The following is an 18,863-nucleotide window of genomic DNA, read 5'->3' as shown; positions in this document are numbered from 1 at the left end:
ATTAAACCGCATGCTGTGATCACCATCTTGTCGACTGGCCTTTTGGTTGGTTGTTGGTGGTGGGTGTGTGGTTTGTGTGATTTCTGTTCTTTTGTGTTTTGTGTAGTTCACGCCGGCATGCTTTGGTTGCTGCTTTTGTGGTGGCTTTTGTGTGTTGGTTGTGTGTTCGTTATTGAGGGCGCATGGTGGATGCCTTGGCATGCTGAGCCGATGAAGGACGTGTAAGGCTGCGTTAAGCCTCGGGGAGTTGTCAATAAAGCGTTGATCCGAGGATGTCCGAATGGGGAAACCTGGCACCTGTTATGGGGTGTTACCCTTCAGTGAATTCATAGCTGTTGTGGGGGTTTACGCGGGGAAGTGAAACATCTCAGTACCCGTAGGAGGAGAAAATAATAATGATTCTGCTAGTAGTGGCGAACGAACGTGGATGAGGCTAAACCGTGTGCATGTGATACTTGGTAGGGGTTGTGTGTGCGGTGTTGTGGGCCCTGATGTTGACCAGCTACCACTGGTTTGCTTGTGTGTTGTTGTTAGGTGAAGTGGTGTGGAAACGCCCGCCAAAGAGGGTGATAGTCCCGTAGTTGAAGGCTTCAATGCATAGGTTGTTGGGTTGCCCGAGTAGCAGCGGGCTCGTGGAATCTGCTGTGAATCTGCCGGGACCACCCGGTAAGCCTAAATACTTAGTGTGACCGATAGTGTATTTAGTACCGTGAGGGAATGGTGAAAAGTACCCCGGGAGGGGAGTGAAATAGTTCCTGAAACCATGTGCTTACAATCCGTCAGAGCACCGTTTGTGTGTGATGGCGTGCCTTTTGAAGAATGAGCCTGCGAGTCAGCGGCATGTCGCGAGGTTAACCCGTGTGGGGTAGCCGTAGGGAAACCGAATCCTAATGGGGTGTTGTCAGTGGCATGTCCTGGACCCGAAGCGGGGTGATCTACCCATGGCCAGTGTGAAGCAATTGTAAGAGGTTGTGGAGGCGCGAACCCACGTAGGTTGAAAACTGCGGGGATGAGCTGTGGGTAGGGGTGAAAGGCCAATCAAACTCCGTGATAGCTGGTTCTCCCCGAAATGCATTTAGGTGCAGCGTCGCATTAGCTTGGTGGAGGTAGAGCTACTGGTTGGTTGAGCGGGACTACAATCTTAGCAATGTCAGCCAAACTCCGAATGCCATCAATTGTGTTGTGCGGCAGTGAGACTGTGGGGGATAAGCTTCATAGTCGAGAGGGAAACAGCCCAGATCGCCGGTTAAGGCCCCTAAGGGTGTGCTAAGTGGAAAAGGATGTGGGATCGCGAAGACAGCCAGGAGGTTGGCTTAGAAGCAGCCATCCTTGAAAGAGTGCGTAATAGCTCACTGGTCGAGTGGTCCTGCGCCGACAATGTAGTGGGGCTCAAGCACACCGCCGAAGCCGCGGCAATACTTTTGTATTGGGTAGGGGAGCGTCGTGCATGTGTGGAAGCGTTACCGTAAGGAGGCGTGGAGTGTGTGCGAGTGAGAATGCAGGCATGAGTAACGAATTGGAAGGTGAGAATCCTTCCCGCCGGATGACTAAGGGTTCCTGGGTCAAGTTCGTCTTCCCAGGGTGAGTCGGGACCTAAGGCGAGGCCGACAGGCGTAGTCGATGGACAACCAGTTGATATTCTGGTACCCGTATGTCCGCGCCCATGATAAAGCACTGATACTAACCACCGCGGAGATAATTGGCGTGTTCTTTGAACACGTTGGTTGTTGATGTCGTGGGGCCTGAAGTGTGGTTCAAGCAATGGGGTGACACAGTGTAGTAGCCATGCCGCTTAGTGGATTGTTGGTGTAAGCGTGTGAGGTGGTGTGTAGGCAAATCCGCATACCGTTAACCTGAGGCGTGATGCGTAGCCCGATTGGGTGAAGTTGGTGATCTAGTACTGTCGAGAAAAGCCTCTAGCGATGTGGATGTATGGCCCGTACCCTAAACCGACACAGGTGGTCAGGTTGAAAATACTAAGGCGTTCGGGTGAACTGTGGTTAAGGAACTCGGCAAAATGCCCCCGTAACTTCGGAAGAAGGGGGACCACACGACTTAAACCAACCTTTGCGTTGGTGGTGGGTTGTGGGGTCGCAGAGAATAGAGGGAAGCGACTGTTTATCAAAAACACAGGTCCATGCGAAGACGTGAAGTTGATGTATATGGACTGACGCCTGCCCGGTGCTGGAAGGTTAAGAGGACCGGTTAGTAGTCTTTTGGCTGCGAAGCTGAGAATTTAAGCCCCAGTAAACGGCGGTGGTAACTATAACCATCCTAAGGTAGCGAAATTCCTTGTCGGGTAAGTTCCGACCTGCACGAATGGCGTAACGACTTCTCTGCTGTCTCAACCACAGGCCCGGTGAAATTGCACTACGAGTAAAGATGCTCGTTACGCGCGGCAGGACGAAAAGACCCCGGGACCTTCACTATAGCTTGGTATTGGTGTTCGGTTCGGTTTGTGTAGGATAGGTGGGAGACTTTGAAGCGTGCACGCCAGTGTGTGTGGAGTCGTTGTTGAAATACCACTCTGATCGGATTGGATATCTAACCTTGGCCCATGATCTGGGTTGGGGACAGTGCCTGGTGGGTAGTTTAACTGGGGCGGTTGCCTCCCAAAATGTAACGGAGGCGCCCAAAGGTTCCCTCAGCCTGGTTGGCAATCAGGTATCGAGTGTAAGTGCACAAGGGAGCTTGACTGTGAGACAGACATGTCGAACAGGGACGAAAGTCGGGACTAGTGATCCGGCACCTACTTGTGGATGTGGTGTCGCTCAACGGATAAAAGGTACCCCGGGGATAACAGGCTGATCTTCCCCAAGAGTCCATATCGACGGGATGGTTTGGCACCTCGATGTCGGCTCGTCGCATCCTGGGGCTGGAGTAGGTCCCAAGGGTTGGGCTGTTCGCCCATTAAAGCGGCACGCGAGCTGGGTTCAGAACGTCGTGAGACAGTTCGGTCTCTATCCGCCGCGCGCGTTGAAACTTGAAGAAGGCTGTCCCTAGTACGAGAGGACCGGGACGGACGTACCTCTAGTGTGCCAGTTGTTCCGCCAGGAGCATCGCTGGTTGGCTACGTACGGAAGGGATAACCGCTGAAAGCATCTAAGCGGGAAGCCTGTTTTAAGATGAGGTTTCATTTGAGGTCCCCTACAGACGATGGGGTTGATAGGCCAGACCTGGAAGCACCGCAAGGTGTGAAGGCTACTGGTACTAATAGACCAAAACAAACACACCAAACCCAACCAGGGTATTGGAGAACAAACAAACACCAAGACAAAAAATCACGTCACTGTTGCTCGCGTCCACTACACAGTATCTGACACAACACCAGCAACCAGGCACAAACAATGCCTCGAGTGTTTGTCGGTGGCCTATAGCAGCAGGGAAACGCCCGGACCCATTCCGAACCCGGAAGCTAAGCCTGCTAACGCTGATGGTACTGCAACCGGGAGGTTGTGGGAGAGTAAGAAACCGCCGACACCAAACAACAACAAACAACTCAATAAACACAGAAGAGACCCTTTGAAAGCACCACCGCTTTCAAAGGGTCTCTTCACAGTTTTCCACCCCACACCCACAACCACACCCAACAGCCCCGGCACACCACCACCAGCAGGTCTGGACTTCCACATCTGGACACATAGAAAGAATGCCACCCCCATGAGGCAGGAATCAGGTTATGCCCATCTCACTTTCGTCGATCCCACGTTGTTTCCTTTCCCGCCGCTTTAGTCTTAGTTATGGAAGGCCCTTTCGTCTAACCAGGAGCGTGCGATGCGGATACGTCGTTCTCAAACTGTTGCCTTGACTGTAGTGGTTATAATCGCCGCATTTGTCGGGGCAGTAGCAGTGTGGTTCGCTGTCCCGTATTCACCGCTGAGGTCTGAGTTTTCGCGGGACGTGGAATGGGCCCAAGCAGCAGCTTATACAGATTCTGCTGATGTGTTTGTTGAGGAAGATTTCGCCGCGTTCCCAGCCGCGATCCAAAACAACATTCAGCGCAATGGTTATATCGGTACGCCAAAGTATTCGTGGGTCCATCTAGAGTTTGAGGACGTTGACTTCCGCCAAGGCAAGGATGGGCGAAAGCTGAAAATCGATTACGATCAGTACAACTTCGCTGCCGAGCCGCGCAGGCTGGCCTTGGTAGAAAGTGCAGTGGCGGGGGTACCTTTTCAGGGATATGACTATTTCGCTGACGGTAAGGGCGGGATGAAAGGCGTCATCGGCAAGGCAGTTACGCTGTTTGATGAACGCGGTCCTGAGATGGATAAAGCAGCACTCGTGACGTATCTCGCGGAGTCGCTGTTTATTCCACAGAGCCTGTTGCGAAACGACATCGAGTTCACCGAGCTTTCTGAACGCGAAGTCGAAGCGACCTTTACTTACGAGGGCATCACGGTAAGTGGCGTGTTCACCTTCAACGAAGCCTATGAAATGGTGGAGTTTAGGACGCACGATAGGGCAGTCGCTGGTGAAGACGGCACGATGACCCAAGTGGATTGGACAGCGAGGTGTGCCGACTACCTACCCGATGCCCACGGCATTCGTTTGCCGCGCACGTTCCAAGCAGTGTGGAACTACCCTGAGCAGGATCTCGTCTACTTTGATGGTGCTATTAGCAGGGCGACATTCGGCTAAGTCGTCATGGCGCAGTAGACATCACGACCAAGCATAAGGCAGGCTTAGATTCCCAATACGGTCTTAGCGATGAGGAAATAGATAATCAGGCCCGTGGCGTCGCAGAAGGTCGAAATAAACGGATTGGAAAATACCGCCGGATCGGCCCCAATAGTCTTGGCCACGATGGGCATGAGCCCACTAACAGTCGCAGAGATGGAGCAAATTAAAAACAGCGTTGATCCGATAACAATGCCGATATCAGCGCCGTACACCACCGTGGCAAGACCGAGCCCCGCCAGCCCAAGCACCGCACCCAAAAGCATTCCGACGCGTAGCTCACTCCACAGCACAGAAAGAATGTCCCGCGTGCGAACATCACCGAGGGCTAAGGCACGGGTGACCGTGGTCGCTGCTTGATTGCCAGTGTTTCCACCGGTTCCGGTCAGCAGCGGGATAAACAAGGACAGGACAACTGCCTTAGAGAGCGTGTCCTCAAAGGAATCGAGTACTTGGACCGTGAGCAGTGCGGACACTGCCAAAACAAGCAGCCAGACAATGCGGGAACGCACGAGCTTGAGAAGGGGAGTGGACAAGTAGGGCTGCTGCAGCGCTTCCGTACCACCAGCACGTGCTGAGTCCTCGCTGTCGGCTTCCTCGACGATGTCAGTGGCGTCATCGAAGGTCAGCAGACCCACCAGACGGTGCGAATCATCCACAATGGGAAGCGCCAGCATATCCAACGGTAGGAACCATCGGACGGTTTCCTCAGCATCGGCGCTGGCATAAGCAAAGAGAGGTTCCTGCATGATGGAAGCGATCTGCACCCCGGATTCCGCCGTGAAAATTTCCCGCAGGCTCACTACTCCCACCAACCGGCGGTCGGGGCGTGTTACCGGCACCGTGTAAATGGTCTCTAGTTCATCCGATTGCGCTCGTAGCGTGTCCAATGCCTCGTCGACGCTCATATCGGGGTGAATATCGGGAACCTCAGGGGACATGCGTCGGCCTACTGACCGCTTGGGATAACCCAGAATCACCCCAGTGACATCGCGTTGGGTTTGGGTCAGCGAACGCAGGAGACGGTCGGCAATCTCTGCCGGGAGCTCATCCAAGAGTGCCACGCGGTCTTCCGGTTCAAGTTTATCGAAGAACTCGTAGACATCGGCGTTGCCCAGCTCATCAATGATGTCCGCCTGGTGTTTGGCATCCAGTGCATCGAAGACAGCGATGGACTTCTCACGCGGGAGTAAGCGCAGGGCCAGTGCCGCGCGCAGCGCATTCTGGCGCTCTACGATGGCAATAAGTTCCTGGCGAGGTACTTCGTCGAGAAGCTTCTGCAACTTTGGCGCTTTCTTAGGGTCGATAGCGTCTTCCTGCTTCAGCCACGCCTCAACGACATCACTGGCTTTCTCGGTTGTATCTGCCATGGTCCAGCGCCCTTCTTCTCGACGTCCAACCCCCTCAGATTACGCCATACGCACCGTGCGAGTCGGCCTGCGGTAACGTTGGTCCCATGTTGTCGCTCTACCGTGATTTCCCCGAGGACGAGATTCTTCAGACAACCCTAAACAATGAGGCGACGGAGTTCTTATTCATCGCCTCCACGGTGCCGCAGAGGTCAGAAAGTGAGTCGCCCTACTCTGAAGATAGGACGCATATTCAGCTGATGAGCATGAGGGGTCTCGCCCTCCGCTTCTTGCCTGACGGAGAACTGATTACTGGCGATATCGACGTGCGCTACCCGCAGCTATTCCAGACCTCCGGAGGAAAAACCATCTGGGATCCGCGAGAGCTCGCCGCCCTTGAGCCCTTCACCGTGTACCGAGCGCGGGGAGCACGCCATTTCCATGAGAGAAGCCAGCAGCATTATGTCGACATTTGGGAGATTCTTCCCGCTATCGACGATCCCGCTATGGACGCCTTGGTGGCCAAGCTCGCGGCTCCGGTCGTCCTGAACTCCGACCATGGGCCGTTGGTGCTCGACCGTGCGATGGGCATGTTCGACGGGCGGGCCGAGGACCTCGGAGTGGATATCAGCATCGTGTACGAAGAGGAGGAGCTCCTCTTTGCAGAGTCAAAGAAGAAGTTCAGATCCCAGTTGAAAGTCATTAATAAGGTCGTCAGTGCCGATTTCCTCGACACGGCGCGTTGCTTCGCCGCGAAGAAAGCCCTTCCCGCAGCAAACAGTTGGCGCACCGAAGTCGCGCAGGCAGAGGACGCAGACACCCCCGTGTCGGAGTTGAGCGTTGAGGACATCTACGCTGCATTGACACCGGTTGCAGTCGTCGTTCCACAACGTGGGCACATCATTGTTGAGTTCGATGATGGCTACCTCTTCGGCGGGCACCCCGTTACGGTGACGACCAAGCGAAATGGAACGCCCGCAGGATGCGAGCTGGACGCCTAGCGCTGCTCGCGCATTCGTGTCAGCACGTTCTGCGCGGAAATGAGGCACATGGGAACACCTACCCCAGGCACGGTCGTGCCGCCGGCGTAATAAAGGTTAGAGAGCTTGCGCGAGACGTTGCGCCCCCGGAAAAATGCTGACTGCCTCAGCGTGTGCGCAGGACCCACGGCGCCGCCGGACCAAGAATTGTACTGTTCGGCAAAGTCAGAGGGGCCGAGCGAGCGCTTGACGACGACCCTCTCCTCGATATCCTCAACCCCCGTCCAAGCCCCGAGCTGCGCCACAGCCGCGCGGGCAATGGCGCCTACCCGGGGAGATTCCGGGGCGCCGTAGGCATCGCCGCGGCCAAAGGATTCCTCAGCTGGCACTGGGATGAGCATGAACAGGTTCTCGTAGCCCTCCGGCGCGACGGTGGGGTCGGTGGCAGATGTCTTCGACACGTAGATCGACTCGGAAGCGCCCAGCGGCCGAGAGGCCTCCGGACCGTGATAGACCGCCCGAAAATCCGGCGTCCAGTCCTTGCTGAACAGCAGTGTGTGGTGTGCAAGCTCTGGCAAAGCTCCCCGCACACCGAGGAAAACTAGCACCGTGCCCAACCCAGGATCTCGGCGCGTGAAGTAGCGCTCGGGGTAGGTCCGCGCGGCAATTGGAAGCAGAGCAGTTTCCGTGTGGCGTAGGTCCGCGGCGGAGACAACGGCGTCGGCGGGGATTGTGCGGCCGTCGTCCAGCGTGACGCCTGTCGCGCGCCCGTGCGCATGGTTGATCGCTACCACCGCTGTGCCTAGCTCGAAGGTGGCGTCGGCTGCCTGCCGCGCGATGGCGTCGACAACGGCAGCGAACCCACCCTGCGGATAGCGCACGCCCTCCACCAAGTCGGTATGGCTCATTAAGGAATACAGCGCTGGTGCCGCCTTCGGCTCCGTGGAAAGGAACACCGCCGGGTAGGTCAGAATCTGTCGCAGCCGGTAATCCTGAAATCTCGCTGCCACCAGACCATCGAGCGAGCGCGTCAACAGCATCGCGAGCGTGCCCAGGCGCGTGAGCACATCTTTGCTGAGAAGCTGCGTGGGGCGGGAGAACGTGGTGTAGAGAAAGTTGCGCAAGGCAACGGCATACACTTCGGAAGCTCGCGCGAGATAAGCGCGCACCTTGGCGCCAGCGCCCGGCTCAAGGGAGTCAAAGAGACGGGCTACCTCGTCTACGCCTGTTTCCACGTCAAGAAACTCGCCGTCCTCGTTGTAGACGCGGTACGCCGGGGAGAGGTCAACCAGGTCCAGTTCGCGCTCCGTACTGGTGCCGCAGGCGCGGAAAAACTCATCGAAGGCCTCCGGCATGAGGTACCACGAAGGGCCGGTATCGAAGCGGAAGCCATCCACGTTCAGGCTTCCCGCACGTCCACCGACGCCGCGCTGCTTGTCGACGACCGTGACACGCATACCTTCCTTCAACAGCAAGGCCGCGGTGGCTAGACCTGCAATACCAGCGCCGATGACAACGACATGTTTGGTCATGTTTTAACCTTTATTCCTTACCGCGAGTGCTGCGGCGCGGCTAACAAGGACAGCTTTCCGCGCTGCTGGAACGCTGACGCGCGTAGACATGATGTCGTGCGCAGGAGTGGACTCGAGGAGATCCGTGAGCTCCGTAAAAAGGGCCGTCGCTGCGGCTACCCCTACTCGCGAGCTCAGGGGAAGCAGTCCCGTGGCGGTGCGCGCATGAGCTAGGTCCTCGCGGATGTCCGCAACGATTGCGGCCTTCGTCTCCTCATCGAGCTTGTCCGGTTCCCGCAGCGTGGGAAAGTAAGCACGGCCCAGCTCGCTGGAATCCTCGTGCAAATCCCGCAAAAAATTAATCTTCTGAAATGCCGCACCCAGGCGCACAGCGCCTTCCTCGACGCCGTCGGGCCGAGGCGCACCGGCATAAAAAGCATCCAGACACAGCAGCCCAATGACTTCGGCAGAGCCTCGAACGTAAGTCTTAAAAGACTCTGCGGTGTGGACAGTGCGTGTCAGGTCGGAGCGCATCGAGGAAAAGAACTGTGCCACGTGTTCATCCCTAAAGCCGCAGCGGCGTGCCGAGAGCGCATAAGCGTGTACTACCGGGTCGGTGTGAAAACGCTGGGAAGGTGCGGCGCGGACGGTGGCCTCGTAGGCGTCGAGAAGCGGGGCGGCAACCTGGGGGTCGAGCCCCGCATCGACGATTTCATCTGCAGTGCGCACCATGGCATAAAGATTGCGGATGTCTACTCTCACCTGCGGATTAAGCAACCTAGTAGCGAGGGAGAAGCTGGTGGAATAGTGCCTCATCACCTGCGCCGCGGCAGCTTCGGCGCTGCGGTCATAGCGTTCCAAAGCCAAAAGAGATCCGCACATATCCCATATTTTAGACCACACGCGTCACACATTTAACCCACGGCAAGATAGGGTAGTGACGTTACTTTCCCCATCTATAAGGAGAACACGTCCATGACCACCCCAACGATGACTGCTGCGGCCCGCGCCGTCGACCTGTTCAAGCAATACGGCCAGGGAGATACCGCAGTCACCGCGTTGGACCACGTCAACGTTGAGTTTGCGCGCAACGCCTTCACTGCCATCATGGGCCCTTCTGGTTCTGGCAAGTCCACGCTCATGCACACCATGGCGGGCCTAGACTCCGCTACTTCCGGCTCTGCCTTTATCGGTGATACTGACATGTCCCAACTCAGCGATAAGGACGTCACCGCCTTGCGCCGTGACCGTCTGGGTTTCATCTTCCAGTCCTTCAACCTCGTGCCGACGCTCACCGCGGCGGAGAACATCACCCTGCCCACTGATATCGCGGGCAAGAAGGTGGATCAGGCATGGTTCGATGAAATCACCACGCGCCTGGGCCTGGCCCAGCGTTTGAGCCACCGCCCAGCAGAGCTCTCTGGTGGTCAGCAGCAGCGTGTGGCCTGTGCCCGCGCGCTGGTCTCGCGCCCCGAGATCATTTTCGGTGATGAGCCGACGGGCAACCTGGATTCCAACTCCTCCGCCGAGGTGCTCGATATTTTGCGCACCGCTGTGGACCAGGATGAGCAGACCGTCGTCATCGTGACCCACGACGCTAAAGCAGCGTCCTACGCTGACCGCGTGGTCTTCCTTGCCGATGGTCGCCTCGTCAACGAGCTGCACAACCCAACCATGGAGTCCATCCACGCTGTGATGGCAGAAATCGAGGGCTAAAGCATGGCCACGAAGAACACCATGCGCAGGGTATCCGTGCGCAATATTCTCGCGCACAAACTGCGCCTTGCCCTCACGCTCCTAGCCGTGGTGCTGGGTACCGCGTTCATTTCCGGTTCCTTCATGTTCACCAACGCGCTGTCGAATACTTTTGACTCGGCCGTTGACACTGCCTTCACTGGCGTGGACGCAGCGGTAAGCCAGAAGGAAGACGGCCCCGCACTTGATCAGAAGATGCGGGACGACATCGCCAACGATCCCGACGTGCGTGCGGTCAACATTCAAAGCAGCCAGACCGTCGTAGCGGCTAACGACAAGGCCGAGGCCTTCCAGACCGGCGGCGGCACCGCCAGCGTTGAGCCCTACTATCCGGCTGATCAGTCGGTCGGCGAACCCGCTGAGCTTATCGACGGCTCCGATCCCCACGGCACCACTGAAGTTCTCATCAATGACTCCGCCGCCGAGAAGTTCGGCATCCACGTGGGCGATACTCTCGTCGTGGTCCACCCGGACCAGCGCGATGAGGTGAAAGTGGTGGGCGTCGTCAAGCCTGCCGTGGACCAAGGCGCGAGCCTGACCCTGCTGATGGACCACGCGGGATTCACCGAACGCTACGGCGACTCATCCCAGCTCAAGGTCGCCGCAGCTGACGGGGTCAGCGCGGAAGAGCTCGTGGATCACCTCAATGAGACCTTCGACGTCGACGCCGAGGCCGGCGAAGAACTGGCCCAGGAAATCTCCGACCAGATTTCCTCCGCGTTGAAGTTTGTCAATTACTTCCTCATCGCCTTCGGCCTCATTGCGCTGCTCGTGGGTACGTTCATCATCGCGAATACGTTTTCCATGATCGTCGCCCAGCGCACCAAGGAGTTCGCGTTGCTTCGCGCTCTCGGTGCTTCCCGCGGCCAGATCACGCGTTCTGTCGTCACCGAAGCCATCATCGTGGGCCTCGTGGGCTCCGCAGTGGGCGTGGTGGCCGGCGTGGGCCTCGTCGCGGCCATCAAGGCGGTCTTCTCCGCGCAGGACATGCCGATGGGCGGCGGTGTGGGCCTGAGCGTAAGCGCCGTTGTCGTGCCGATCATCCTGGGAACGGTCGTCACCGTATTTTCGGCATGGGCGCCGGCGCGTCGCGCGGGTGCCGTTAAACCCGTTGAAGCTATGCGCACGACCGAGTCCGCTGCGGGTTCCTCCTTGCTCGTGCGTACGGTTCTGGGCGCGCTGCTGCTCATTGCCGGCATTATCTTTGCGGTGTTGGGCGTGCTTCTCGACGTCTCCACAGGCATCCGCGCCTCCCTCGTCGGCCTCGGTGCTCTGAACCTCATCGTTGGTTTCTTCCTCGCTGGACCTGCGATCTCGCTGCCGATCGTGCCCTCGATTGGTCGCGTTGTGGGCGCGCCCTTCGGCGCGGTGGGCAAGCTGGCCGCCACGAACTCCGCGCGCAACCCGCGTCGCACCGCCGCCACTGCCTTTGCCTTGATGCTCGGCGTTGCTTTGGTGACCGCCATCGGCATGCTGGGCGCGACGATGAAGGCTTCGGTATCTGATGCCATCGACGAGGATGTTCGCGCTGACTTCTTGCTTGCCGGGCCAACGACAGGCAATTTCCCCACGCCGAATGAGACCGCTGATCTCGCCCGGAATGCTGAAGGCGCGGGCCAGGTCGTGGCATTGAGTTCCGCACCTATCATGGTGGATGGCCAGGCCTCGATGAACTATGGCCCGCAGGTGGCTATTAGCCAGGTAATTGGCGGCAACGCTGACGACATCCTCAACCTCACCGTCGCGGAAGGTTCCCTCAAGCTGGGCGATGAGAAGGGCTTCATCGCGGATACGTCGTTGGCGGAGGAACAGGGCTGGCAGGTCGGCCAGACCTACGAGCTCGCCGGCCCAGATCCAACCCATACCTCCGAGGTCACCCTCATTGGTACCTATGAGCCTTTCCAGATGCTGCCGCGTCTGGCGCTGTCCGAGTCCGCGGCAACCGAAGTTGTCGATCCGTCAAGCCTTGACATCATGATGGTCGCCGTCAACGCGGCAGAGGGCGTCGACACGGAGGAGCTGCGAGCCAACCTGGAGGAATCCGTCAAGGATCTCGTTGTGGTGCAGGTGCGCACCGGTGCCGAATACGCTGGCGAGGCAGCCGGCATGATTGACCAGATGCTCACCATCCTTTATGCGCTGTTGGCGCTGGCGGTCATTATCGCCATCCTGGGTATCGTGAACACATTGACGTTGGGCGTCATTGAGCGCCGCCAGGAGATCGGCATGCTGCGCGCCGTGGGTACTCAGCGCCGCCAGATCCGCACGATGATCACGGTGGAGTCGGTCCAGATTGCCTTGTTCGGCGCCATCATGGGCATGATCCTCGGCCTCGGATTGGGCTGGGCATTCATCTCCGTGCTTGCTGATGACGGCCTCGATTCCCTTACCGTGCCCTGGCTAATGCTCATCATCATGCTGGTTGGCTCCGGCATTGTGGGTGTATTTGCCGCCATCTGGCCGGCACAGCGCGCGGCGAAGACTCCGCCGCTCGACGCCATCGCCGACTAGCCTGCTGGCCTAGGAAAACTCAGGCAAGCAGGGAGCCGACCCAGGCTCCGCGCCAGGCCACCACGATGCCGATGCCTATAGTCCAGAAGAGATAACGCGCCAAGCGCCACCAGCGCTTGGCCTTTAACATTTCTCCGAGTTCTTTGGCCATCGTGGACCAGGTTGATAAGCCGCCCGCTAATCCTGCGGCCAGGAGCGGGAGGAAATACTCAGGGGCTTGTGTATGTGTGGCGTAACCATAGGCCACGCCGGCGAGCGCCGCGCCGGTGATATTTGCCGCGAATGTGCAGGTGGGGGAAGGCAAAATGCGGGTAAATGTGAAACGTGCGCAGCCTCCCACAAACCCGCCAACAAGCACGGCGAGGGCGGAGATGATGATCATGCGGGCCTCCGGGAGACGTCGCCAAGCAGGTACGCCCCTGTACACCCCACCACGGTGGCCAGGACGTAGGCGCCTGCCTGTGCTGGGCCGAAGCCAGAGGTGAAATAAGCAAACGTGGCGAAACTGGTGAAGCCGCCGAGAAAGCCCGTACCCCAGAAGGCCGGTGGCTTGGCATACCCCATGACAGCGCTGCCCACGATGTTGATGAGGAGCAGCGGCAGCGCGCTGCCGCCGAGGAGAGTGGAGAGGACGAAACGAGTCAGCGCCCCGAGCGCCGCCCCGCAGCCCACAAGAATGGTCTGTGGCATGGCGACCATCCTAATTGGGATGCGAAACCTCCGCGAAGCAGGCAAGCTAAAGGTACATCCACGTCTCAAGGAGGACCTCATGGCACACGAGCGCGCTGGCCACCCAGCCCAGCCTTCCGATCTCATCGACATCGCGGAACTGGTCACCGCCTACTACACCCGAACCCCCGATGCTGACAATCCTGACCAGCAGGTTGCCTTTGGCACGTCCGGTCACCGCGGTTCCGCTTTGGATACCGCGTTTAACGAGGCCCACATCCTGGCTATCACCCAGGCCATCGTGGACTACCGCGCCACGCAGGGCACGAGCGGTGCCATCTTTATCGGCCGCGATACTCACGCTTTGTCCGAGCCCGCCATGGTCTCTGCCCTCGAGGTCCTCCTTGCGAATGAGCTGGAGGTTCGCGTGGATGATCGGGGTCGCTACACCCCAACGCCAGCTGTCTCCCACGCCATCCTGACCAACCCAGGCACCGATGGCATTGTTATTACCCCGTCTCACAACCCGCCGCGCGATGGTGGTTTCAAGTACAACCCGCCCACCGGCGGCCCAGCGGATACGGAGGCCACCGATTGGATTGCGGCGAAGGCTAATGACTACCTGCGCGCCGGGCTTGAGGGCGTGAAGCGCGTGCCGGTCGACGGTGTTCTCGATGAGCGCTGTGTGAAACACAATTATGTGGACACCTATGTCGCGGACCTGGCCAACGTGGTGGATATGCAGGCGATTAAGGATGCCGGCGTACGCATCGGTGCGGACCCCATGGGTGGTGCCTCGGTGGACTACTGGGAGGCCATCGCTGAGCACTACGGGCTCAACATGACCGTGGTGAACCCGGAGGTGGATGGCACCTTCCGTTTCATGACGCTGGATACTGATGGCAAGATCCGCATGGACTGCTCCTCGCCGGACGCTATGGCTTCGTTGGTTGAGAACCGCGCGAAGTATGACCTGGCTACCGGTAATGATGCCGACGCTGACCGCCACGGCATTGTTACCCCGGATGCGGGCTTGATGAACCCGAACCACTACTTGGCCGTGGCTATCGAGTACCTGTTTAGCCACCGCCCGGAGTGGGGTAACGCCGGGGTGGGCAAGACCTTGGTGTCCTCCTCCATGATCGACCGCGTGGTAGCCAGCCTGAACCGTGAACTCGTGGAGGTCCCGGTGGGCTTCAAGTGGTTTGTGCCGGGGCTTGTCGACGGCTCACTGGGCTTCGGTGGCGAGGAATCCGCCGGTGCCTCCTTCTTGCGCTTCGACGGAACGGTGTGGTCGACGGACAAGGACGGCATCATCCTGGATCTGCTGGCGGCGGAGATCCTGGCAGTGACCGGCAAGACCCCGTCCCAGCGCTATGCGGAGCTGGCGGAGGAATACGGTGCGCCGGCTTATGCGCGTACCGATGCCCCGGCCAACCGTGAGCAGAAGGCGATTTTGAAGAAGCTCTCTCCGGAGCAGGTCACCGCAACGGAGCTGGCGGGTGAAGCCATCGTGTCCAAGGTCACCGAAGCCCCTGGCAACGGTGCCGCCATTGGCGGCCTCAAGGTCACCACGGAGAACGCCTGGTTTGCCGCGCGTCCGTCCGGCACCGAGGACAAGTACAAGATTTACGCTGAGAGCTTCCGTGGTGAGGAGCACCTCAAGCAGGTGCAGTCGGAAGCTCAAGCGCTGGTCGCTGAGGTTCTCGGTTCCTAGTCGCGCTCCCGCGCTGCTGATGCGTGGTACCCCCGGTGCGGACGTGAAGTAAGCTCCGGATCGCCACCTTCGGGTTCTCTGCGGCTGCACCCCGTCTTTTCCTCTAAAGGTATTAAAGATACTGGTAGTGGGTTTGCTAAGGTTGATGCGTGGCAAAAAAGAAGGTGAGCACCGCCTTGGTGCTCGACATCATCAGTGCATTCGCGCGGTTCTACATGGCCTACATCTGGATCAAGGCTGGGCTGTCGAAGTTCTCTGACCAGCTCGCGGTATCGCAGAGTATTAAAGCTTATGAGATTTTCACGCCCGAGTGGTCGCACTACTTGTCCTACCTCATCGGTCCATTGGAGGTGTGCGGCGGATTGCTGCTGCTCCTGGGGCTTTTCTTGCGTCAATCGGCGTGGGTAGGGCAGGTAGTGCTGATTCTGTTCATGATCGGCATTGCGCAAGCATGGCTGCGTGGACTCGGAATTGATTGTGGTTGCTTCGAGGCCAACCCGGACAAGGATGCCCAAGTGATGAACTACATGATGACACTACTGCGTGATGTCTTCTATTCTGTCTTAATGGTGTGGACGATCAAGCGTCCGTTTACCAAGTTTGCACTGCACCCTTAACTACGGTGTGTAGGCTTCCATCTGTTCGAAGAAATGTCATGAAGGCAAGGTTGTTCAATGAGCACAGTTAAAGACCCCAACTCCAAGGGTAATAGTGGATTCCTCTGGGGCCTCGCTGTTCTTCTGGTCATCGTGGCCGTGGTTATCGGCTACATCGTCTACCAAGGTCGCAGCGCCCAAACCGATGCGTTGGGGGACTACGCTGCAGAAGACGTCACCATGGAAATGTCTCTGGCAGACAACGCAGTGACCCTCAAGTCCGCTGAGGCTGGGAAGGACGCTGTCGAGGTTGAGCTCTACGAAGACTACTCTTGCCCCCACTGTGGTGACTTGGCCAAGGAAACTGACGGGCAGATGAAGGACGCCATCGACGAGGGCAAGCTCATCGTCCACGTTCGCTCCCTGAACTTCTTGGACGGAAGCCAGAACGGCCTTGAGAGCATCAAGACCAACAAGGGTCACTCCTCCAAGGCTGCTGCTGCAATGGAACAGGTGGCCAAGTCTGGTGATGCCAAGCTGTACTGGAACTTGCGTAAGTACCTGATGGAGAACCAGTCCAAGGTCTACAACAAGTGGGATTTGGCTGATTTCGCTGACGCCGCGAAGTCCTTGGGCGCTGACAAGGACACCGTCATGGCCATCAAGGAAGCCAAGGTGGGCGAAGGCAACGAGCTCGTTGCCGCCAACTACGAGAAGCTGGAGTCCGAAACTGGCAGCGTGTCCTCGCCGCGCATCATCAAGGATGGCAAGGACATCCCGGAGGATGAGAACACGTCCATCATGGAATGGGTTGACCTCGTCCTGGATAAGTAGCGATTGAGTAAATAACGCGCCCCATCTCGCGATTTGGTTCGCGAATTGGGGCGCGATATATTGTTACGAGTTGCAACCGTGAAGGTTGTACCTCGTATGAGGGGCTATGGCGCAGTTGGTAGCGCACCACACTGGCAGTGTGGGGGTCACGGGTTCGAATCCCGTTAGCTCCACTTTAAAATTCAATACCGCCTTGGGGCTATGGCGCAGTTGGTAGCGCACCACACTGGCAGTGTGGGGGTCACGGGTTCGAATCCCGTTAGCTCCACCGCTGGCCGTCTCCGTGAAGGGAGGCGGCCTTTTCCTATGCTGGGGTGCATGGATGTTTATACCAAGTCAGTAGCGCGACCTGACCAAGCCGGCGCGGAGGCCGCGGGCCTGCGCTGGTTAGCAGCCGCACGTAAGGACGTCGTGGTTGAGGTCGCGGGGCTGACGGATTCGACGATTAGTACGCGTCGCGTAGCGCAGGCGCGTCCGAGCGCACAGGCAGCGCGTACCTTCGGTGCGGCGCTTCGCGAGGTACATGAGTCAGGTGCTTCGGCCTTCGGTGCTCCGCCCGAGGGATGGGAAGGTGCGAACTTCATTGGGCGCGTGGAGCAGCCCTGTGAACCATGCTCGAGTTGGGGAGAGTTTTACGCGCAGCAGCGCGTACTTCCCTTTGTGGTGACGCTGCCGCAGGAGCTTCGCGACGTCACCCAGCGCGCCACCGATGCCTTTCAATCAGCGTCCTGGGATGTGGCGCCTGCGCGGATCCATGGTGATTTGTGGGCGGGCAACGTGCTCTTTACTGCGGACTCGGCAGTCATGATTGACCCAGCTGCGCATGGCGGGCACCCGTGGACAGACCTAGCCATGCTGGAGCTTTTTGGCACGCCGTATTATGAGGAGATTCTGCGCGGTTATGGGGTGCCGGCAGAATACGAAAAGTGGGTGCCGATGCACCAGCTGCACCCCTTGGCGGTTCACGCTACGACGCATGGGCCTGCCTATTACGGACCTTTAGGCAGGGCGGCACAAGCCACGATTGAGCTCCTCAGCTAGGTGTGGGATCGCCGATGTGCCCGCTGACCGTGGTGTGGTTGGCGGGTTTCGGCGTCTCGGCGTGGGTGCGAAGCTTCAGCTCGCACCCGGTGGGTCGGGTGGTTGGCCTGTTGTTTGTCGTGCTGCTTTCTCAGAAGCGAGTCTGGTTGTGGCTTCTTGGTATTCGGGCATGGCGGTAATTGGCACACCCCAGGGCGGGATGTAGCTCACCCCGGTGTTCAGCCGGAACATGTAGCCCCTGCCGGTGGGGCGTTTGGGGTCATCGTCGTTAATGCTGTTGTGGTAGGCGCATAGGAAGGTGAGGTTTTTGAGGTTGGTGAAACCTCCTGCTTGCCAGGGGATGAGGTGGTGGACTTCGCAGTAATCAGCGGGTTTGTTGCAGCCGGGCCTAGAGCAGGTTTGGAATTCAGCTGCCAGGCTGATGCGTTGTTTCCAGCTGGCATGCCGCTTAATCCGGTAGGAGTTCACCGGGCCTTCAAGGGGGTGGATGATGGTGGCGTAGCCAATCTCGGCAAACTTGTAGGCCAAAAAGTCTGCGCCGGTCATGCGTGCGCCGTTGGTGAGGTTAAGTTCGATTTCCTCCCCATCCCCGTTGATGATTTGGTCGAGTTCGTTGAGGGTGACAACGACTTGGGCATGTACGGCGGGTTTGGTGCCAATACCGCCGGTGACAATGACGGTGCGGGCGGCATCAAGCAGGTTTGTTTTATTAACGGATTCTAGGGTTCCGCGGATATCGGCGATGACGGTCGGGGCGTCGGTGATGGTGATGGAGTTAGGTCCCTTGGAGCGGTAGGTGAAGCGGACTCCGGGTTTAGCTACACGTTTGGCACGAAGCTCCTTTAAGCGCTTGGTGGCAACCTGGCGGATTTTGTGGGCGGGGGTGCCGGCAAGCTTGATGCGGAGGTTCCAGGCATCGAGGTCTTTTTTCACGCGTGCGGTGTAGGACTCGATCAGGGTGAGAATGCTAAGGCTATGTTGTTGTGCGACCGCGGCGGCGCGTGCTTTGCGTTGTTTGCCGGTGAAGCGAGTGTGCCCGAAGTAGGTGCGGTGAAGGTGGGCGAGTTCTGTGGCATCGGCTGGGTCGGCGCCGAGCGCGCGAAGCTCGTCGGGTGAGCTGGATGCTTGTTCCACTAGCGCGATCCCCGAGTTGCGGTAGTGGAAGTAGGTTTCTAATACCCCCATGACCACAGAGACTAAAACAGGCCCACCAACCCCGC

At 58.4% G+C, this 18,863-nt stretch carries 14 protein-coding genes, 2 tRNA genes and 2 rRNA genes; 12 read left to right on the top strand and 6 right to left on the bottom strand.

Annotated features, from left to right (window positions below):
* Window positions 1-162: 162 nt before the first annotated feature.
* The 3 genes from I6J26_RS03900 (at window position 163) to I6J26_RS03890 (ending at window position 4,641) form a co-directional block, all read left to right on the top strand.
* Window positions 163-3,233, top strand: a 23S ribosomal RNA gene (locus tag I6J26_RS03900).
* 129 nt (window positions 3,234-3,362) lie between these two features.
* Window positions 3,363-3,480, top strand: a 5S ribosomal RNA gene (gene rrf, locus I6J26_RS03895).
* Between the two features lie 333 nt (window positions 3,481-3,813).
* Window positions 3,814-4,641 carry a DUF6544 family protein gene (locus tag I6J26_RS03890; RefSeq protein WP_309473140.1) on the top strand — a complete coding sequence of 276 codons (828 nt, stop codon included), beginning with the start codon at window positions 3,814-3,816 and terminating at the stop codon, window positions 4,639-4,641.
* Between the two features lie 44 nt (window positions 4,642-4,685).
* On the opposite strand, the gene mgtE is transcribed toward I6J26_RS03890, so the two are convergent.
* Window positions 4,686-6,050, bottom strand: a complete 1,365-nt coding sequence (mgtE, locus tag I6J26_RS03885) for a magnesium transporter (RefSeq protein ID WP_115023430.1) — start codon at window positions 6,048-6,050, stop codon at window positions 4,686-4,688.
* Between the two features lie 245 nt (window positions 6,051-6,295).
* On the opposite strand from mgtE, the gene I6J26_RS03880 reads away from it, so the two are divergent.
* Window positions 6,296-7,030: a DUF2262 domain-containing protein gene (locus I6J26_RS03880; RefSeq protein WP_239121828.1), complete on the top strand. Its 735-nt coding sequence runs from the start codon at window positions 6,296-6,298 to the stop codon at window positions 7,028-7,030.
* Here the strand turns inward: I6J26_RS03880 and crtI are convergent.
* Entirely contained in the window at window positions 7,027-8,541 is a 1,515-nt protein-coding gene (gene crtI / locus I6J26_RS03875) for a phytoene desaturase family protein (RefSeq protein WP_115023425.1), read from the bottom strand. The genes I6J26_RS03880 and crtI overlap by 4 nt on opposite strands.
* A gap of 3 nt (window positions 8,542-8,544) precedes the next feature.
* A complete protein-coding gene (locus I6J26_RS03870; protein WP_115023422.1) occupies window positions 8,545-9,402 on the bottom strand; it encodes a phytoene/squalene synthase family protein in 858 nt (285 codons plus the stop codon).
* A 93-nt stretch (window positions 9,403-9,495) separates the two neighbouring features.
* Between I6J26_RS03870 and I6J26_RS03865 the strand changes: the two genes are divergently transcribed.
* Window positions 9,496-10,236 carry an ABC transporter ATP-binding protein gene (locus tag I6J26_RS03865; protein WP_115023419.1) on the top strand — a complete coding sequence of 247 codons (741 nt, stop codon included), beginning with the start codon at window positions 9,496-9,498 and terminating at the stop codon, window positions 10,234-10,236.
* Between the two features lie 3 nt (window positions 10,237-10,239).
* Window positions 10,240-12,786, top strand: coding sequence for an ABC transporter permease (locus I6J26_RS03860; RefSeq protein WP_115023416.1), 2,547 nt, complete (start codon window positions 10,240-10,242; stop codon window positions 12,784-12,786).
* A gap of 19 nt (window positions 12,787-12,805) precedes the next feature.
* On the opposite strand, the gene I6J26_RS03855 is transcribed toward I6J26_RS03860, so the two are convergent.
* Both I6J26_RS03855 and I6J26_RS03850 read right to left on the bottom strand, forming a co-directional pair.
* Window positions 12,806-13,168: a FluC/FEX family fluoride channel gene (locus I6J26_RS03855; RefSeq protein ID WP_181815397.1), complete on the bottom strand. Its 363-nt coding sequence runs from the start codon at window positions 13,166-13,168 to the stop codon at window positions 12,806-12,808.
* Window positions 13,165-13,476, bottom strand: a complete 312-nt coding sequence (locus I6J26_RS03850) for a fluoride efflux transporter family protein (protein WP_115023414.1) — start codon at window positions 13,474-13,476, stop codon at window positions 13,165-13,167. The genes I6J26_RS03855 and I6J26_RS03850 overlap by 4 nt, the downstream gene beginning before the upstream one ends.
* 79 nt (window positions 13,477-13,555) lie before the next feature.
* On the opposite strand from I6J26_RS03850, the gene pgm reads away from it, so the two are divergent.
* The 6 genes from pgm (at window position 13,556) to I6J26_RS03820 (ending at window position 17,643) form a co-directional block, all read left to right on the top strand.
* A complete protein-coding gene (pgm, locus tag I6J26_RS03845; protein WP_115024459.1) occupies window positions 13,556-15,172 on the top strand; it encodes a phosphoglucomutase (alpha-D-glucose-1,6-bisphosphate-dependent) in 1,617 nt (538 codons plus the stop codon).
* A gap of 149 nt (window positions 15,173-15,321) precedes the next feature.
* On the top strand, window positions 15,322-15,789 hold the full coding sequence (locus tag I6J26_RS03840) for a MauE/DoxX family redox-associated membrane protein (RefSeq protein ID WP_070672989.1): 468 nt from the start codon (window positions 15,322-15,324) through the stop codon (window positions 15,787-15,789).
* Between the two features lie 57 nt (window positions 15,790-15,846).
* Entirely contained in the window at window positions 15,847-16,602 is a 756-nt protein-coding gene (locus I6J26_RS03835; RefSeq protein WP_070672991.1) for a DsbA family protein, read from the top strand.
* Between the two features lie 100 nt (window positions 16,603-16,702).
* Window positions 16,703-16,775 (top strand) — tRNA-Ala (locus I6J26_RS03830).
* Window positions 16,776-16,797: 22 nt separating this feature from the next.
* A tRNA-Ala gene (locus I6J26_RS03825) sits at window positions 16,798-16,870 on the top strand.
* A 50-nt stretch (window positions 16,871-16,920) separates the two neighbouring features.
* Window positions 16,921-17,643: a fructosamine kinase family protein gene (locus I6J26_RS03820; protein WP_181815396.1), complete on the top strand. Its 723-nt coding sequence runs from the start codon at window positions 16,921-16,923 to the stop codon at window positions 17,641-17,643.
* Between the two features lie 75 nt (window positions 17,644-17,718).
* On the opposite strand, the gene I6J26_RS03815 is transcribed toward I6J26_RS03820, so the two are convergent.
* Window positions 17,719-18,828 carry an HNH endonuclease signature motif containing protein gene (locus I6J26_RS03815; RefSeq protein ID WP_115023409.1) on the bottom strand — a complete coding sequence of 370 codons (1,110 nt, stop codon included), beginning with the start codon at window positions 18,826-18,828 and terminating at the stop codon, window positions 17,719-17,721.
* Window positions 18,829-18,863: the final 35 nt, after the last annotated feature.

Source organism: Corynebacterium minutissimum, assembly GCF_016889765.1.
In the GTDB taxonomy this organism is placed as follows: Bacteria; Actinomycetota; Actinomycetes; order Mycobacteriales; family Mycobacteriaceae; genus Corynebacterium; species Corynebacterium minutissimum_B.
This window is presented reverse-complemented; position numbering and strand designations above follow the sequence as displayed.

Bases quoted from the DNA above. Each gene is read 5' to 3' on its own strand.
- mgtE (WP_115023430.1), bottom strand. From the start codon at position 6,050: ATGGCAGATACAACCGAGAAAGCCAGTGATGTCGTTGAGGCGTGGCTG.
- I6J26_RS03880 (WP_239121828.1), top strand. From the start codon at position 6,296: ATGAGGGGTCTCGCCCTCCGCTTCTTGCCTGACGGAGAACTGATTACT.
- crtI (WP_115023425.1), bottom strand. From the start codon at position 8,541: ATGACCAAACATGTCGTTGTCATCGGCGCTGGTATTGCAGGTCTAGCC.
- I6J26_RS03870 (WP_115023422.1), bottom strand. From the start codon at position 9,402: ATGTGCGGATCTCTTTTGGCTTTGGAACGCTATGACCGCAGCGCCGAA.
- I6J26_RS03865 (WP_115023419.1), top strand. From the start codon at position 9,496: ATGACCACCCCAACGATGACTGCTGCGGCCCGCGCCGTCGACCTGTTC.
- I6J26_RS03860 (WP_115023416.1), top strand. From the start codon at position 10,240: ATGGCCACGAAGAACACCATGCGCAGGGTATCCGTGCGCAATATTCTC.
- I6J26_RS03855 (WP_181815397.1), bottom strand. From the start codon at position 13,168: ATGATCATCATCTCCGCCCTCGCCGTGCTTGTTGGCGGGTTTGTGGGA.
- I6J26_RS03850 (WP_115023414.1), bottom strand. From the start codon at position 13,476: ATGCCACAGACCATTCTTGTGGGCTGCGGGGCGGCGCTCGGGGCGCTG.
- pgm (WP_115024459.1), top strand. From the start codon at position 13,556: ATGGCACACGAGCGCGCTGGCCACCCAGCCCAGCCTTCCGATCTCATC.
- I6J26_RS03835 (WP_070672991.1), top strand. From the start codon at position 15,847: ATGAGCACAGTTAAAGACCCCAACTCCAAGGGTAATAGTGGATTCCTC.
- I6J26_RS03820 (WP_181815396.1), top strand. From the start codon at position 16,921: ATGGATGTTTATACCAAGTCAGTAGCGCGACCTGACCAAGCCGGCGCG.
- I6J26_RS03815 (WP_115023409.1), bottom strand. From the start codon at position 18,828: ATGGGGGTATTAGAAACCTACTTCCACTACCGCAACTCGGGGATCGCG.